We start from the raw sequence: 14,931 nt of genomic DNA, 5'->3' as shown, positions 1-14,931 counted from the left end.
ACGGCTAGCCCCTGGGATGGTGAGCCTGGTGCAGCGACTGCAGTCGCTGACGAGCCACATGGGTGTATATCTGTGTTGTCGAAAGGTCAGAGTGGCCCAGCAGCATCTGCACCACACGCAGGTCCGCTCCATGATTAAGTAGGTGCGTGGCAAAGGCATGCCTGAGTGTATGAGGCGACAGGTGTTTGCGAATACCCACTCGAACCGCGTAGTGCTTAATACGATGCCAGAAAGTCTGACGAGTCATCGCCGCAGCACGGTTGCCCGGGAACAGCGCATCGCAGGATCGCCCTTTAAGGAGTTCCGGCCGCCCTTCCTTCATATACTGCAGCAACCAGTCCACTGCCTCTTCACCCAGGGGGACCAATCTCTCCTTGTCGCCCTTGCCAGTGATCCGAACCACGCCCTGACGAAGGTTTACCTGATCAACCCGCAACTCGGTCAGCTCCGAGACCCGCAGACCGCAACCGTAGAGTATTTCCAGCATGGCCTTGTCCCTGAGCTCGATGGCAATTCCGGGGTCCGGCTCGGAAAGCAGCGCATCCACCTCGCCCTCGGTCAGCGAGTCGGGGAGACGCCGAGGCAGCCTGGGGCTGTCAATCCGAAGGGTCGGGTCTTCAGTAATCAGGCCTTCTCGCAGCAGAAACCGATAAAACCGCCGCAGCCCGGACAACCGCCTGGCCGCCGTGGAGCTCTTGACGCCCTGCGCGAGGCCACTGGACATCCAAGCCAGTAAGTCGGTTCTGCGAACATCCCTGAGCAGCGGCTTGCCAGGCTGACTTTCGAGCCATTCCGACAACCGCAACAGATCGCTCCGGTAAGCCTGGCGGGTTTTTTCGCCCAGTCCGTCCTCCAGCCAGATGGCATCAACAAACCTGACGATCACCGATTCATCTTCTGCTCTCATGGCAAGTTCCCAGACTGCATAGGTCCCACAACACACCAAGCATACCGAAACCTCAGACACAAAAAAGGCAGCCCTCGGCTGCCTTTTTCTGACTGCTGTTCAGCGCACTGCTGATCAGCCCAGCTTTTCCTTGATACGAGCCGCCTTGCCAGACAGGTCGCGCAGGTAGTAAAGCTTGGCCTGGCGAACATCGCCACGACGCTTCACACTGATGCTTTCGATCAGCTTTGAGAAGCTCTGGAAAGTACGCTCAACACCGACACCGTAGGAGATCTTACGTACGGTGAAAGAGGAGTTCATGCCACGGTTACGCTTGCCGATGACGACACCTTCGAACGCCTGAAGACGCTCACGGTTACCCTCGGTTACGCGAACCTGAACGACCACGGTGTCACCCGGCGCAAACGCGGGGATTTCCTTGGTCATCTGTTCTGCTTCAAGTTGACTGATGATGTTGTTCTTGCCGCTCATCGTAATGCTCCTGATACCCAATCTGTTAATGCCCTGATTATTCAGAGGCACCCGGTTCGTTCAAAATCTCTTCCAGCAGCTCACGCTCTTCCTCCGTAAACACCCGCTTTTCCAGCAGGTCGGGGCGTCGCTCCCGGGTTCGCCTCAGCGACTGCTTGAGCCGCCAACGCCGGATCTGATCATGGTGACCGCCCAATAAAACATCCGGCACCGCCTGACCTTCGTAAACCTCGGGCCGGGTGTAGTGCGGACAATCCAGCAAACCGTCGGCGAAAGAATCCTGCTCTGCCGACTGCGCATGACCCAGCGCTCCGGGGATGAGGCGTGTAACCGCATCGATAACAGCCATCGCTGCCAGTTCGCCACCGGACAGCACAAAATCGCCCAGTGACACTTCCCGATCGACTTCCGTCGCTATCAGGCGCTCATCAACACCCTCGTACCGGCCCGCCACCAGAATCAGTTGCTGTTCTGCCGCGAGCGACTCGACAACAGACTGGTTCAGCGTCTCACCCTGGGGCGACAGGTAAACCACACAGGGGTTTCCGGGTGCCGATTCCCGTGCCGCATGGATTGCGTCCCTCAGGGGCTGAATTTTCATCAGCATGCCCGGGCCGCCACCATAGGGCCGGTCATCTACCGTGCGATGCCGGTCCTGGGTAAATTCACGGGGATTCCAGGTCCGAAAGGTCAGCAGACCATCCCGAACCGCACGCCCTGTGATCCCGTAATCCGTCACCGCACCGAACATCTCCGGGAACAGACTGACTGCGCCAATCCACACCCGTCAGAACTCCGGATCCCAGTCCACCACCATTTGCTTTGCGGCGAGATCAACACTCTGCACCACTTCGCCCGGCAGATAGGGGATCAGACGCTCACGTTGATCAATGGAGCCTGCTGTTGCCTGCACCACCAGAACATCGTTGGATCCGGTTTCCATCAGATGGTGCACTTTACCAAGGCACTCATCATCTACCGTGAACACATCAAGACCTTCCAACTGAAACCAGTAGTACTCCCCATCGGGAAGCGGCGGCAATTCAGCAGTGGAAACCCTGACTTCGGCACCACAATACGTGCGGGCCAGATCACGGTCGTTAATACCTTTCAGCCTGACGACGATCCCCTGCCCCTGGCGGCGGCCTTCCTCAAGCTTGGCCGGAATACGCTTGCCATCCAGATCAAGAGTCCAATCGGGATAGTTCAGTATTCCTTCCTTGGGGTCTGTGTAGGAAAAGACTTTAAGCCATCCTTTGACCCCAAACACCGAGGTAATCCGGCCGATCACAGTTTCCTGCGAATTCTGTGTCATGCCATAAACCCCGGTGTCAGTACTGTCTTACCCAGCAGCCTTCAGCAGCTGTGCAACGCGCTCGCTGGTCTGCGCGCCCTGACCGAGCCAGAAATTGACACGATCACGATCAACGCGAAGACTCTCTTCCTGACCACGGGCTACCGGGTTGAAGAAACCTACGCGCTCAATGAAACGACCGTCGCGGGATTTGCGGCTGTCGGTGACTGTCAGATGGTAGAACGGGCGCTTCTTGGAGCCGCCACGAGCCAAACGGATAATTACCATTTAACCAATATCCTGTTCTGTTGAACGAACTTTGTACGATTCACGCCTGCTGAACACCAGCTGACGCGAAGACCCATACTCGAAAGGGGCGCTATTCTATGCTAAAAAAGCGCCAAAGAAAACAGCAAAACCAGTTGTTTCCCCGTTTTCCATGTAAGGCTTTTTACATACGGCCAAACGGGGGCATTCCGCCTCCCCCACCGCCGCCAGGGGGCATCATGCCGCCCATGCCGCGCATCATATTCGCCATACCGCCTTTCTTGCCAAACTTTTTCATCATCTTCTGCATTTGCTTGTGCTGCTTCAGCAGACGATTGACGTCCTGGATCTGGGTTCCAGACCCCGTGGCGATACGGCGCTTGCGGGAATTGTTGATCACATCCGGGTAACGCCGCTCTTTTGGCGTCATGGAGCAAATGATCGCCTCCATCTGCCCCATGGACTTGTCGTTGACCTGTTGCTGCGCCACCCGGGCCATCTGCCCCATGCCGGGCAACTTGTCGAGCAGGCCACCGATGCCACCCATGTTCTTCATCTGCTGAAGCTGATCCCGAAAATCCTCCAGATCGAAGCTTTTGCCCTTCTTGATTTTCTTGGTGAGCTTCTGGGCCTTCTTCTGATCAAGCTTGCGCTCTGCCTCTTCGATCAGCGAGAGCACATCGCCCATACCCAGGATCCGGGAGGCAACCCGGTCCGGATAGAACGGCTCCAGCGCATCAGACTTTTCACCAACACCCAGGAACTTGATCGGCTTACCGGTAATGTGACGAACAGACAAGGCGGCACCGCCACGGGCATCGCCATCGGTCTTGGTCAGCACCACGCCGGTCAGCGGCAGGGCATCGTTGAACGCCTTGGCGGTGTTGGCGGCATCCTGGCCCGTCATGGCATCGACCACGAACAGGGTTTCAACCGGGTTGACCGCTTTATGCAGCCGACCAATCTCTCCCATCATCTGTTCGTCGACGTGGAGTCGGCCGGCGGTATCAAGAATTACCACATCAATGTGCTTCTTCCTGGCCGCGGCAATGGCACCCTCGGCAATATCAACCGGGTCCTGATCGGCAGTGCTCGGGAAGAACTCGACACCCACTTCGCCAGCGAGGGTTTCCAACTGGCGAATCGCCGCCGGACGGTAGACGTCGGCGCTGACCACCAGGACGGATTTTTTCTGCCGCTCTTTAAGGAAGCGCGAGAGTTTGGCGACCGTGGTCGTCTTACCTGCACCCTGCAGACCCGCCATCATGACTACGGCCGGCGGCTGGACGTTCAGATTGAGGGATTCATTACCCTCGCCCATGACGCGTTCCAGCTCCTGCTGGACAACTTTCACAAAGACCTGGCCCGGCGTCAGACTGCGCTGCACCTCCTGGCCAATGGCACGCTTGCGGACGCCCTCAACAAAGTCCTTCACCACCGGCAGGGCGACATCCGCCTCCAGCAGCGCCATGCGCACTTCCCGCAGGGTGTCCTTTATATTGTCATCAGTGAGGCGCGCCTGGCCGGAAATCTTGCGCAGACTGCCGGAAAGTCGGTCTTGGAGGTTCTCAAACATGTTGCTCTTCCGTACCCCGGATAAATTGAGTGCGTGAATCGGCAGAGCCGGCGACGACTCCTTGATTCCAGTTGCATAATCGCGACATTATAACCAGACTATCGCCCTGAAACGACCAGCCCGGTCAAATCGGCGCAAACCAGCGCCGATCCCCAGTCAGAACAGTGGTTAATAAGGAAGTCATGGGAACGCTGATTCTCGCGGTCACCTCTCTTTTTCTTTACAGCGTTGGTACCGCGCTGCAGGCCCTGCATTTCAGGGGCCGGGTTCAAAGCAACATTGCCATTACTACCCTGATTGGCGTTCTCGCCCTGACCAGCCACGGACTTCTCATTGGCCAGACAGTCCACCACGACGGCGGCTTCGATTTCAGTTTTTTCAAAAGCTCCGTGCTTATTTCCTGGCTGATCGTCTTCCTTCTATTGGGACTCAACCTTAAAAAGCCGGTGCAAAGCCTGTTTCTCGGCGTGTACCCGCTGGCCGGCCTCACCATTATTCTCGCCCTGGTTACCCATGGACCCTCGAGACTGGTGTCCGAGCAAAGCTACGGCATGCTCTCCCATATTGCGCTTTCGGTGACAGCCTACAGCCTCTTTACTCTGGCGGCCATCCAGGCGGTTCTACTTTACTTCCAGAATCGCCAACTGAAGCACAATTACAACAGCCTGCTGGTTCGTAACCTGCCGCCTCTGCAAACCATGGAGTCGCTGCTGTTCGAGATGGTCTGGGCCGGCGTCGTCATGCTGATTCTGGCCATTGTGACCGGCGCCCTCTTTATAGAGGATCTCTTTGCCCAGAATCTCGCCCACAAGACCCTGTTCTCGATCCTGTCCCTGCTTGTGTTTGTGGCGCTCCTGATTGGTCGTTACACCAAAGGCTGGAGGGGCATCACCGCCAGCCGTTGGACCCTCGCTGGCTGCGCACTCCTGATGCTGGCCTTCTACGGCAGCAAGTTTGTGCTGGAACTGATCTTCCAGCGCGGCGTCTGACACCGGAAGCACCGGTTATTCTCTTGACACAACGCTCGCCGAAACCCTATTTTCGCTACTTGTCAGCAATATAAGGACACCTCTTTTGAACGAAACATCGCTCACCGCGCTGTTTATTCTCCTGGTCGGACTGATCCTCCTTTCCGGTTTCTTCTCGAGCTCCGAGACGGGGATGATGTCGCTCAACCGATATCGTCTCAAACATATGGCCAAAACCGGCCATAAAGGTGCCAAGCGCGCCCAGGGCTTGCTGCAACGAACCGACCAGCTGATCGGCGTCATCCTGATCGGCAACAACTTCGTGAACATCTTCGCCTCTTCGATCGCCACGGTTATCGCGATTCGGGTCTGGGGCGATGCCGGCATCGCGATTGCCACCATCCTGCTGACCATCGTGATTCTGATCTTCGCAGAAGTCACTCCGAAAACCCTTGCAGCACTATTTCCCGAAAAAATTGCCTTTCCGGCCAGTTACATACTCGGTCCGCTGCTGAAAATCCTGTATCCGATTGTCTGGGCGGTGAACCTGTTCACCGGAGGCATACTGAAACTGCTGGGCGTTTCCGCCGCAGACGCTGCCAACGACCACCTCAGCCGGGAAGAACTGCGAACACTGGTGAACGAGGCAGGCGCCCTGATACCCGCCAAGCACAAGGACATGCTGGTCAGCATTCTGGATCTGGAAAAAGTGACCGTGAATGACATCATGGTGCCGAGAAACGAGGTAGTGGGTATCGACCTGGAAGACGACACCGACACCATTCTGCGCCAACTGCGCAGCAGCCAGCATACCCGGCTTCCAGTCTTCAAGGGCGACATCAATAACATTCAGGGCATACTGCACCTGCGCAGCGCTTCCAAACTGCTGCAACAGGAGGAAATCAACAAGGCCATGATCATGCAGCTTTGCCAGGAACCCTATTTCATCCCGGAAAGCACGCCCCTGAACACCCAACTGATCAACTTCCAGAAAGGTCGTCGACGGTTCGGCGTTGTTGTCGATGAATACGGCGACGTTCTTGGCCTCGCGACACTGGAAGACATACTTGAAGAGATCGTCGGCGACTTTACGACGGACTATGCCGCCACCAGCCCGGACATCATTCCGCAGGACAACGGCACGTTCATTATCGATGGCACTTCCGCCGTTCGAACCATCAACAAGACCCTGGGCTGGAAGCTCCCTACCGATGGCCCCAAAACCCTCAACGGGCTGATTACCGAAACCCTGGAGAACATCCCCGACACCAACGTCTGCCTGAAAGTGGACGGCCATCGGGTAGAAGTGCTGCAGATCAAGGACAATGTCGTGAAAGCAGCCATTGTGCACCCGAAAAAACGCAAAAAACGTTCTCTGTCACTGAAACAGTAAAACCCGGACACCTCCTCCCTATCGCGCTATAGACCCTTCGGTTATAGCGCCTTCCGTTCTTGAAAGATCAAAATTTAACCGCCAGCTTGACCCCCGGTGATCCCCCACCAACACTGAAGGAGCGTGCGATACAAAAACAATCACAAGGAATACGTCCATGAGTCTGACACACACGTTTGGCCTGCTCGCCCATCCCGACCGGGAGTGGGAGGCGATCCGCAATGAATCCGAGACTGTCACAAGACTGTACGCCGGCCACATTCTGCTGCTGGCATTGATCCCTGCGGTTGCCGGCTTCATCGGAACAACCCAGGTAGGCTGGCAAATTGGTGATGGCCAGATCACCAAACTGTCGGTAACGAGCGCACTCCAGCTATCCACACTTTTCTACGCGGCCATGCTTGCCGGCATTTTTATACTCGGCAAGTTCATTGATTTTTTCGCCGCAACGTATGATGCGGTGGAACGGACGCCCAGAGGCGTTGCTCTGGCGGCGTACACGGCAACCCCGATTTTCCTGATTGGCGTAATCGCCGCGTATCCGAACATATGGGTGAATATGCTGGCAGGCCTGGTGGCGGTTGCCTACGCGGTCTACCTGCTTTACGAAGGGCTACCGATTCTGATGAAGATCCCGGCGGACAAGGGGTTCATGTTCGCTTCTGCAGTCCTGACGGTTGGCCTGGTTATGTTTGTTGCCCTGCTCGCCATCAGTGTCGTTATCTGGAGCATGGGCATAGGCCCGGTTTACGTCAACTGACCGCAAATTCTCTTGCAAGTCAGTTATCTGCACGAGGGTGCCTGTTGGGCACCCCGTGTTTTTTTGAATTTGCTCCCACGTTAGCGTTTGGTCATGTTAACTTTGGGCAAAATGCGGTAAATTTAACCAATAACGAGAATCCAAGGATTTCAAGCTCGGTCATGTATCCGGTTGAGGCGTAAACAGGAGTCTGCCATGAACAAGCAGTCCGGCATACATTACCTCCGCGAACACAGGGAAGCCGGAAGTAACAGACCGGTTCCTGCGGAGGTCACCCGCATCCGGGACACGGTTGTCGCCGGGCTCGGTGATTTGCTGCAGGGCGCCTTCGACGCCGTCGACGATTCACTGTTCGAGCTGGCCAATAATGCCCGCAGCAACAACGAACAGAACCGGTACTTCGAGGCGATGCGTGAAATTCGCATCAAGCGCAAGGGTGTCGAGCGGCATTTCCAGAACACCGTTGCCCAATATTTTGCCACCCCCCCTCACACCGGACCGCTTCAGGAAGAACAGCTGAGCAAGCAGGCCAGCGCCGACACTCTTGCCCTGGTCGGCAATGACGACCTTGAGGAGCAGGTTGCCCTCAACGCCATGATCACAAAGGCAAAGGCGCACTTTCAGGGCCCACTGCTGCAACTCCAGACCCGTTTCAGTCAGGTGTACCCGGAAGCCACCGACGAATCACCGGTCAATCCGATGGCACCGGAACACCTTTGCAGTGCGTTCACAGAGGCAATACAGGCCCTTGAGATCCAGATTCGTGAGCGCCTGATCCTGCTCAAGCAGTTTGACCGCTATGTTGTGTCCAACCTCGGCATGCTGCTGGACGAAGCCAACCGCATACTGATCCAGGCCGGCATCATTCCGAACTTCCGTTATCACGGCAAATCCGGTCAGCATCATGAGGCCTCGGGAAAACAGAGCTCAAGCTCAGAGAGAGACGAATCGAATACAGCAAGCACTGAAACTCTGGAAGGTGGCCGGGAAGCAGCGGGTAGTAGCGCTGTGTTCGAACAGATCCGTCAGATGCTTGCATTACAGAGGGCCAACGCAGGCATACCTCCTCGAGCATCTGATCCCTCCTTGCGAGTTATCGGCGACTCTGAATTAGCGAGCCTGCTCAATGCGCTGCCACTTGCTGGCGCACATTGGCAGAATCAAAGCAATTTAAGTGATGGCGAGCCACTAAGCTTAGACCTCAGACAACTGGTCCACCAGCTACTTCAGGAAGAAGCTGACCAAGGTGATGGACGGCAACCCGCACTCAACGAAGTTGATGAAGACCTGATCAATCTCGTCTCCATGCTGTTCGAGTTCATTCTCGACGACTACAACCTCTCTGCTCCCGTCCAGGTTCTGATAAGCCGTCTGCAGATTCCGATCCTGAAAGTGGTTATGCGAGACAAGAGCTTTTTCAGTCGCGCCACACATCCTGCTCGCAGGCTGCTAAATTCGCTTGCCAGAGCGGGTATTGGCTGGAGCAATAGTGACGAAAAGTCAAAGGATAAGCTGTATGGACAGATTCATAATATCGTTCAGCGAATCCTCAACGAATTCGATGGTGACATTTCTCTTTTTGAAAAGCTCAATCAGGAGTTCGAGGAGTTTCTAGAGCGCGAGAATCGCAAAGCATCGCTTGTCGAACAGCGAACCCGAGAATCCGAGAGGGGGCGAATTAAATCCCAGGCGGCGCAAGAAACCGTCGACAACCTTCTGAAAGAGAAGGTTTCCCGTTATAAAATGCCGCAACCTGTTCACGATATCCTAATGAACGGGTGGAGCCGCGTTCTTTTCCTCGCCTATCTCAGAGACGATGTCGAACACCGATGGAATTCAACCGTGAAAGTTGTTGATGACCTCATCTGGTGCTTGCACCCTCATCAGGAGGACAATGAACGAGACGAATGGGTACGCGTGGTTCCCAGCCTCCTGAAGTCGCTAAGGTCGGGACTCGAGGAAGTCTCCTATAATTCGTCAAAACTTGATGAAATGATGGGGCAACTGAAACACGAGCTTGCTGAAGCATTCCGGACCAACGCGGTGATTGAACCTCGCGAGGAAGCAGGTGCGACGCCAGTTGATGATTCAGAAAGCCACACTTCGAAAAAGGCTAACAGGCAGCAAGAATTGGAAGACGCAGCCGTGTCTGAATATGTCGCTCAGATAGACGGTATGCAGATCGGTAACTGGGTCGAGTTCAGCCTGGTTAATGGCGCAAACTTCCGCTGCAAGCTGTCCGCTATCATTGATGAGGCAGATTGCTTTGTCTTTGTGAATCGGATGGGGCTGAAAGTGATTGAGAAAACCCGGATTGAACTGGCCCATGAAATGCGCCGTGGCCGGCTGACTCTGCTTGAGCAGGGCGCATTGATTGATCGGGCCCTGGATGCGGTTGTCGGCACCCTCCGGAGCAAGACCGCCTGACGCCAATGCCTGAAAAAAGCAGTCCCAATGCCCTGCCGGCTGCCTACCGGCTTGGGCTTGCCTTGTCTCTGGCTCTTTTCCTACACACGCTCCTGCTTTCAGGCATCCCCTCGCCCAAGGAAGAACCAACGGCCACGCACAGAGAGAGTGTACGGTTCGAGCTGGTAGCCCCGGGCACTCACAGAACGGTTGCCGACCCGTCAGCTGACCCCAGTCCTCGTCGGGATGCACCACGGGTAACGCCGTTTGAGATTGATCCTCCTGAGCCGGCCCCCCTCTCCAAACCGGAGGTTGTGACATCCCGCGAGCCGCAAACCCCCGCCCCGACAAAGGCAACAAATACCAGCGTCCCCCGGAGCGAAGCCGCACAGTCAAGCGCCAGCTCTGCTGCCGGAGAAGAACCCGAACAGCTCCCTGAAAAAACGGAGGAGAGCATTACGAGGGTTACGGAGTCACCGGGCGAGCTCGACCCCTATGTGGTCAAACTGGCCGTCCATCTGGCCCATCAACTTGAAGAACTGAGAGTGCCGGCCATGAGGAGCCTCACTGACACGGTCGCTATGGAAGTCGAACTGCAGTTGCTTGGAAATGGCGCCCTGACCCGGGCAAGGGTTCTGAAATCAACAGGAATCAAGCCAATCGATGAAGCTGCATATCGGGCTGCGCTGGCGGCTAGCCCCTACCCCCAGCCACCGAAGGATAGCGGGAGCGCGAACCGCTTCGAGGTGGAACTGTTGTTCACCCCGAAACGGCTCTGAGCGGCAGTGATCAGGCTTCTGCCTGCTTCGCCGCCTCTTTGACAAGTTTGGCCAGCTCACCGCTCTCGGACATTTCGAGAACAATGTCACATCCGCCAACGAGCTCACCATTGATGTACAGCTGGGGATACGTGGGCCAGCTGGAGTAAACCTTCAGGGCTTCACGAAGCTCCTGGTTATCCAGAATATTGACGAACGCAAAGCGTTCGCCGCAGGCCATTACCGCCTGTACGGTTTTGGCCGAGAAGCCACACTGGGGTGCCTGTGGGCTGCCCTTCATGTACAGGATGATCGGATTCTCTTCAAGCTGGCTCTTAATGGTTTCATTGATATCCATGAACATTCACCTCTGTTGGAACAGTCTTGCCACACGGCAATTTTCTAGACGCCATTGTACACGGGTGCCGAACACCTCACCAAACACCTTGATTTGACCTCGAGCAACACTGGCAGTTCCAGCCCGGCCACAGCGTTGTCATACCTGCTCCGAAGGGCTAGACTTGATGCCCCATTTTTTCAGCCAACGTTCAGGCAATCCCGCCAGCAGCGGGGTTCGGTGAGATAAGGGCCATTGCATGGCGGCAAGACATTTTCTGACATTGAATGACATGACAACCAACGAGCTGGAAAGCCTGGTTGATCATGCCACAGCATTGCGCAACGAGTGGCGGCAAGGGAAGGTTCGGGACTCCCTCAAGAACCGTGTCCTTGCGATGATCTTCGAAAAATCATCAACGCGAACCCGGGTTTCTTTTGAAGCCGGCATGACGCAGCTCGGCGGCTCCGCAATGTTCCTGTCGCCACGGGATACCCAGCTTGGCCGGGGCGAGCCGATAGAAGACTCGGCTATCGTTATCTCCAGCATGGTTGATGCGGTGATGATCCGCACCTTTGCCCATGAAACCGTGGAGCGCTTCGCGGCTGCATCACGGGTGCCGGTGATCAATGCGCTGACCGATGACTTTCACCCCTGTCAATTGCTGGCCGATATGCAAACATTCCGGGAACACCGCGGCAGTATTCGCGGCGCCACCGTAGCCTGGATCGGCGATGGCAACAACATGTGCCACTCCTACATCAATGCCGCCGCACAGTTCGATTTCAACCTGAACATCGCCTGCCCTGAGGGCTACGAGCCGGCAGAATCAATGCTCAAGGGCCACGAAGACCGGGTCAAAGTGTTCCGGGAGCCGGCCGAGGCGGCCCGAAACGCCCAGCTCCTGGTGACCGACGTCTGGGCTTCCATGGGCCAGGAAGACGAGCAGAAAGCCCGTGAAAGGGCGTTCAGTGGCTATCAGATCAATCCCGGGCTGCTCTCTGTGGCCGATAAGGATGTGCTGTTCATGCATTGCCTCCCGGCTCACCGTGGTGAGGAAATATCGGCGGACATGATGGAGCATCCTGCCTCCGTGGTCTGGAACGAGGCAGAGAACCGCCTGCACGCCCAGAAGGCTCTGCTCGAATTTCTCATCCTGAACCGGCTGGACTGATTCCATGAGCACAACCGCACAATCTCCGGCAGACTGGCTGCTCGAGGTCAACAACCTGTCCTGTGGCTACGGCGGGGATTCTGTGGTCAAAGATGTCAGCTTTGCCCTGAGCCATGGCGACATCGGCTGCCTGCTTGGGCCGAGCGGCTGCGGCAAAAGTACCATACTGCGCGCCCTCGCCGGTTTTCTTCCACTGAGTGGTGGCGAGATTTCGCTGCAGTCCCAGGCCATCAGCCTGCCCGGACGCACCCTGCCCCCGGAAAAGCGTCGGATCGGCATGGTGTTCCAGGATTACGCCCTGTTTCCGCACCTGACTATCGCTGACAACGTGGGGTTCGGTCTGCGGAATCTGAACAAGGCAGAGAAACGGCAGAAGGTCATGGAACTCCTGAATGTCGTGCACCTGCAGGATCTGGCCGACAACTACCCCCATGAACTGTCTGGCGGCCAGCAGCAGCGGGTTGCCCTGGCCCGCGCCCTGGCACCCGAGCCCACCCTGATTTTGCTCGATGAGCCGTTTTCCAATCTGGACGCGGATCTGCGCCGTCGGCTGAGCCTGGATGTTCGCGAAATTCTGAAGACGCTGGGCATCAGCGCCATTCTGGTTACTCACGACCAGCAGGAAGCCTTCGCCATGTGCGATCAGGTCGCTGTGTTGCGGGACGGCAGGATCCAGCAGTGGGACGTGCCCTACAACCTCTACCATGAACCGGCAAATCGTTTCGTTGCCAGCTTCGTGGGTCAGGGCGGATTCGTCCCCGGCACCGCCCTGGGGCCGGATACTATTGAATCCGAGCTCGGCGTGATCCACGGCAACCGGGCCTACAAATGGGAACCCGGCACCCTGGTAGACGTTCTGATCCGGCCCGATGACATCGTTCATGACCCCGACTCGGATCTGCAGCCCAAGGTGGTTGAGAAAACCTTTGCCGGCACTTCCACGCTCTACCGTTTCCGGTGTTCCGAAGACACAGAGTTCGAAGCCCTGTTCCGCAGCCACCTGGATTTCAACCTGGGTGAGCATGTGCCGGTGCGTGTCGAGGCGGATCACCTGATTGCCTTCGAACGCACCACCTGATTGAGAGATTCAGTTGTTGCAGACGCGCTCGACAGCATCCAGCCAGCCAGCATAGAGAGATTCTCGCAAAGCCGGGCGCATTTCCGGGTGGAACTGCCGCTCACATTCCCAGAGCGCGGAGATCTGCTCCAGGTTGTCAAAAACACCTGTCTGCAGTCCCGCAAGGTAGGCAGCTCCGAGAGCGGTTGTCTCTGTAACCCGGGGCCGGTCAACGGTGACATTCAGTATGTCGGCCAGGAACTGCATCACCCAGTCGTTCACCACCATACCGCCATCCACGCGCAACGATTCAAGTCGGGCGCCGTCGTTCTGGATCGCCCGCACCAGATCCTTGGTCTGATAGCAGACCGACTGCAGGCCGGCGGTAACGATCTCGCCAATGCCCGTATCCCGCGTCAAGCCCATGATGGCGCCGCGAGCATGAGGATCCCAATGAGGGGCTCCCAGGCCGGTAAACGCCGGAACCAGGTAAACCGGATTGTCGACTCCGACCGCCTCCGCGTGGGCGGAAGATTCATTGGCGTGGGCAATCAGCTTGAGCCCGTCCCTCAACCACTGCATGGCAGCACCGGCAACAAAAATACTCCCTTCTACCGCGTAACAGGGCTTGCCGTTTAGCCGATAGGCCATGGTGGTCAGCAACCTGTTCTCGGACCGAACGGCCTTATCGCCCGTATTGAGCATGAGAAAACAGCCGGTGCCGTAAGTGCTCTTGGCCATGCCCGGGTAAAAGCAGGCCTGCCCCACGAGAGCCGCGTGCTGATCCCCTGCAATGCCGGCAATCATAACTGGCGCGCCCAACCACTGTGCTTCAGCGGTGCCATAGTCTGCGGCGCTATCGAGTACTTCCGGCAGCAAGGCCCGCGGCACGCGAAACAGTGCCAGAAGATCGTCGTCCCAGTCCTGCTTGTGAATATTGAAAAGAGCCGTTCTCGAGGCATTGGTGGCATCGGTGCAGTGGGATTTTCCGTTCGTCAGGTTCCAGAGCAGCCAGCTGTCCACCGTTCCAAAAGCCAGTGCACCGGATTCGGCCCGGGCGCGGGCGCCCTCCACGTTATCGAGAATCCAGGCTATCTTGGTGGCCGAAAAGTAGGGATCAATTAACAGCCCGGTTCGTTCAACAACCGTGTCCTCATGGCCGTCGGATTTCAGCTTGGTACACCAGGACGCGGTTCGACGGTCTTGCCAGACAATGGCGTGGTAGATCGGCTCGCCGGTTGCCCGGTCCCAGATCACCGTGGTTTCCCGCTGATTGGTGATACCAATACCCGCCAGCTCCGAGGCGTCGATACCCGCTTTGTCGAGCGCGCCGCGACACACCGCCAGAGTGCTGTCCCAGATTTCCCGAGCATCGTGCTCCACCCAGCCATCTTTCGGGAAATACTGGTGAAATTCCTGCTGATCGGTTGCAACGCTGTTGCCCGTTTGATCAAAAACAATAGCACGGGAACTGGTTGTGCCCTGGTCGATGGCAAGCAGATAACGGGTCATGGACGGCCTCCTTTTGTTTCCCGGAATTCTAACAGCAGAGCAGACGGGAAA

At 56.8% G+C, this 14,931-nt stretch carries 15 protein-coding genes; 7 read left to right on the top strand and 8 right to left on the bottom strand.

Features of this window, described 5'->3' with window-relative positions; genetic code table 11:
- Nucleotides 1-4: 4 nt before the first annotated feature.
- The 6 genes from xerD to ffh all read right to left on the bottom strand — a co-directional run bounded on the left by xerD (nucleotide 5) and on the right by ffh (nucleotide 4,515).
- Nucleotides 5-907, bottom strand: a complete 903-nt coding sequence (gene xerD, locus HP15_RS03825; protein WP_014576267.1) for a site-specific tyrosine recombinase XerD — start codon at nucleotides 905-907, stop codon at nucleotides 5-7.
- 114 nt (nucleotides 908-1,021) lie between these two features.
- Entirely contained in the window at nucleotides 1,022-1,378 is a 357-nt protein-coding gene (gene rplS, locus HP15_RS03820) for a 50S ribosomal protein L19 (protein ID WP_008176237.1), read from the bottom strand.
- Between the two features lie 37 nt (nucleotides 1,379-1,415).
- Nucleotides 1,416-2,162 (bottom strand): tRNA (guanosine(37)-N1)-methyltransferase TrmD, encoded by a 747-nt coding sequence (trmD, locus tag HP15_RS03815; RefSeq protein ID WP_014576266.1) that lies wholly within the window; start codon nucleotides 2,160-2,162, stop codon nucleotides 1,416-1,418.
- A gap of 3 nt (nucleotides 2,163-2,165) precedes the next feature.
- Nucleotides 2,166-2,693: a ribosome maturation factor RimM gene (gene rimM, locus HP15_RS03810; RefSeq protein WP_008176242.1), complete on the bottom strand. Its 528-nt coding sequence runs from the start codon at nucleotides 2,691-2,693 to the stop codon at nucleotides 2,166-2,168.
- Between the two features lie 27 nt (nucleotides 2,694-2,720).
- A complete protein-coding gene (gene rpsP / locus HP15_RS03805; RefSeq protein ID WP_008176245.1) occupies nucleotides 2,721-2,960 on the bottom strand; it encodes a 30S ribosomal protein S16 in 240 nt (79 codons plus the stop codon).
- 163 nt (nucleotides 2,961-3,123) lie between these two features.
- The gene (gene ffh / locus HP15_RS03800) at nucleotides 3,124-4,515 is read right to left on the bottom strand and encodes a signal recognition particle protein (RefSeq protein WP_014576264.1); all 1,392 of its coding nucleotides are present in this window, start codon (nucleotides 4,513-4,515) and stop codon (nucleotides 3,124-3,126) included.
- A 182-nt stretch (nucleotides 4,516-4,697) separates the two neighbouring features.
- Between ffh and HP15_RS03795 the strand changes: the two genes are divergently transcribed.
- From HP15_RS03795 to HP15_RS03775, 5 genes are all read left to right on the top strand, one after another.
- Nucleotides 4,698-5,504, top strand: coding sequence for a cytochrome C assembly family protein (locus HP15_RS03795; RefSeq protein ID WP_041645006.1), 807 nt, complete (start codon nucleotides 4,698-4,700; stop codon nucleotides 5,502-5,504).
- Between the two features lie 85 nt (nucleotides 5,505-5,589).
- Nucleotides 5,590-6,876 carry an HlyC/CorC family transporter gene (locus HP15_RS03790; protein WP_008176252.1) on the top strand — a complete coding sequence of 429 codons (1,287 nt, stop codon included), beginning with the start codon at nucleotides 5,590-5,592 and terminating at the stop codon, nucleotides 6,874-6,876.
- Nucleotides 6,877-7,033: 157 nt separating this feature from the next.
- Nucleotides 7,034-7,636 (top strand): Yip1 family protein, encoded by a 603-nt coding sequence (locus HP15_RS03785; protein WP_014576262.1) that lies wholly within the window; start codon nucleotides 7,034-7,036, stop codon nucleotides 7,634-7,636.
- Between the two features lie 195 nt (nucleotides 7,637-7,831).
- Nucleotides 7,832-10,063 carry a DUF1631 domain-containing protein gene (locus tag HP15_RS03780; protein ID WP_014576261.1) on the top strand — a complete coding sequence of 744 codons (2,232 nt, stop codon included), beginning with the start codon at nucleotides 7,832-7,834 and terminating at the stop codon, nucleotides 10,061-10,063.
- Between the two features lie 5 nt (nucleotides 10,064-10,068).
- Complete coding sequence (locus HP15_RS03775; RefSeq protein ID WP_014576260.1) at nucleotides 10,069-10,821, top strand: energy transducer TonB family protein; 753 nt, start codon at nucleotides 10,069-10,071, stop codon at nucleotides 10,819-10,821.
- A 10-nt stretch (nucleotides 10,822-10,831) separates the two neighbouring features.
- On the opposite strand, the gene grxD is transcribed toward HP15_RS03775, so the two are convergent.
- The gene (gene grxD, locus HP15_RS03770; RefSeq protein WP_008176261.1) at nucleotides 10,832-11,158 is read right to left on the bottom strand and encodes a Grx4 family monothiol glutaredoxin; all 327 of its coding nucleotides are present in this window, start codon (nucleotides 11,156-11,158) and stop codon (nucleotides 10,832-10,834) included.
- A gap of 238 nt (nucleotides 11,159-11,396) precedes the next feature.
- Between grxD and argF the strand changes: the two genes are divergently transcribed.
- Both argF and HP15_RS03760 read left to right on the top strand, forming a co-directional pair.
- Nucleotides 11,397-12,311 carry an ornithine carbamoyltransferase gene (argF, locus tag HP15_RS03765; protein WP_014576258.1) on the top strand — a complete coding sequence of 305 codons (915 nt, stop codon included), beginning with the start codon at nucleotides 11,397-11,399 and terminating at the stop codon, nucleotides 12,309-12,311.
- A 4-nt stretch (nucleotides 12,312-12,315) separates the two neighbouring features.
- Nucleotides 12,316-13,389 (top strand): ABC transporter ATP-binding protein, encoded by a 1,074-nt coding sequence (locus HP15_RS03760; RefSeq protein WP_014576257.1) that lies wholly within the window; start codon nucleotides 12,316-12,318, stop codon nucleotides 13,387-13,389.
- A 9-nt stretch (nucleotides 13,390-13,398) separates the two neighbouring features.
- Here HP15_RS03760 and glpK read toward each other — a convergent pair whose 3' ends face one another.
- Entirely contained in the window at nucleotides 13,399-14,880 is a 1,482-nt protein-coding gene (gene glpK, locus HP15_RS03755; RefSeq protein WP_014576256.1) for a glycerol kinase GlpK, read from the bottom strand.
- Nucleotides 14,881-14,931: the final 51 nt, after the last annotated feature.

It is taken from the genome of Marinobacter adhaerens HP15 (assembly GCF_000166295.1).
GTDB lineage: Bacteria > Pseudomonadota > Gammaproteobacteria > Pseudomonadales > Oleiphilaceae > Marinobacter > Marinobacter adhaerens.
This window is presented reverse-complemented; position numbering and strand designations above follow the sequence as displayed.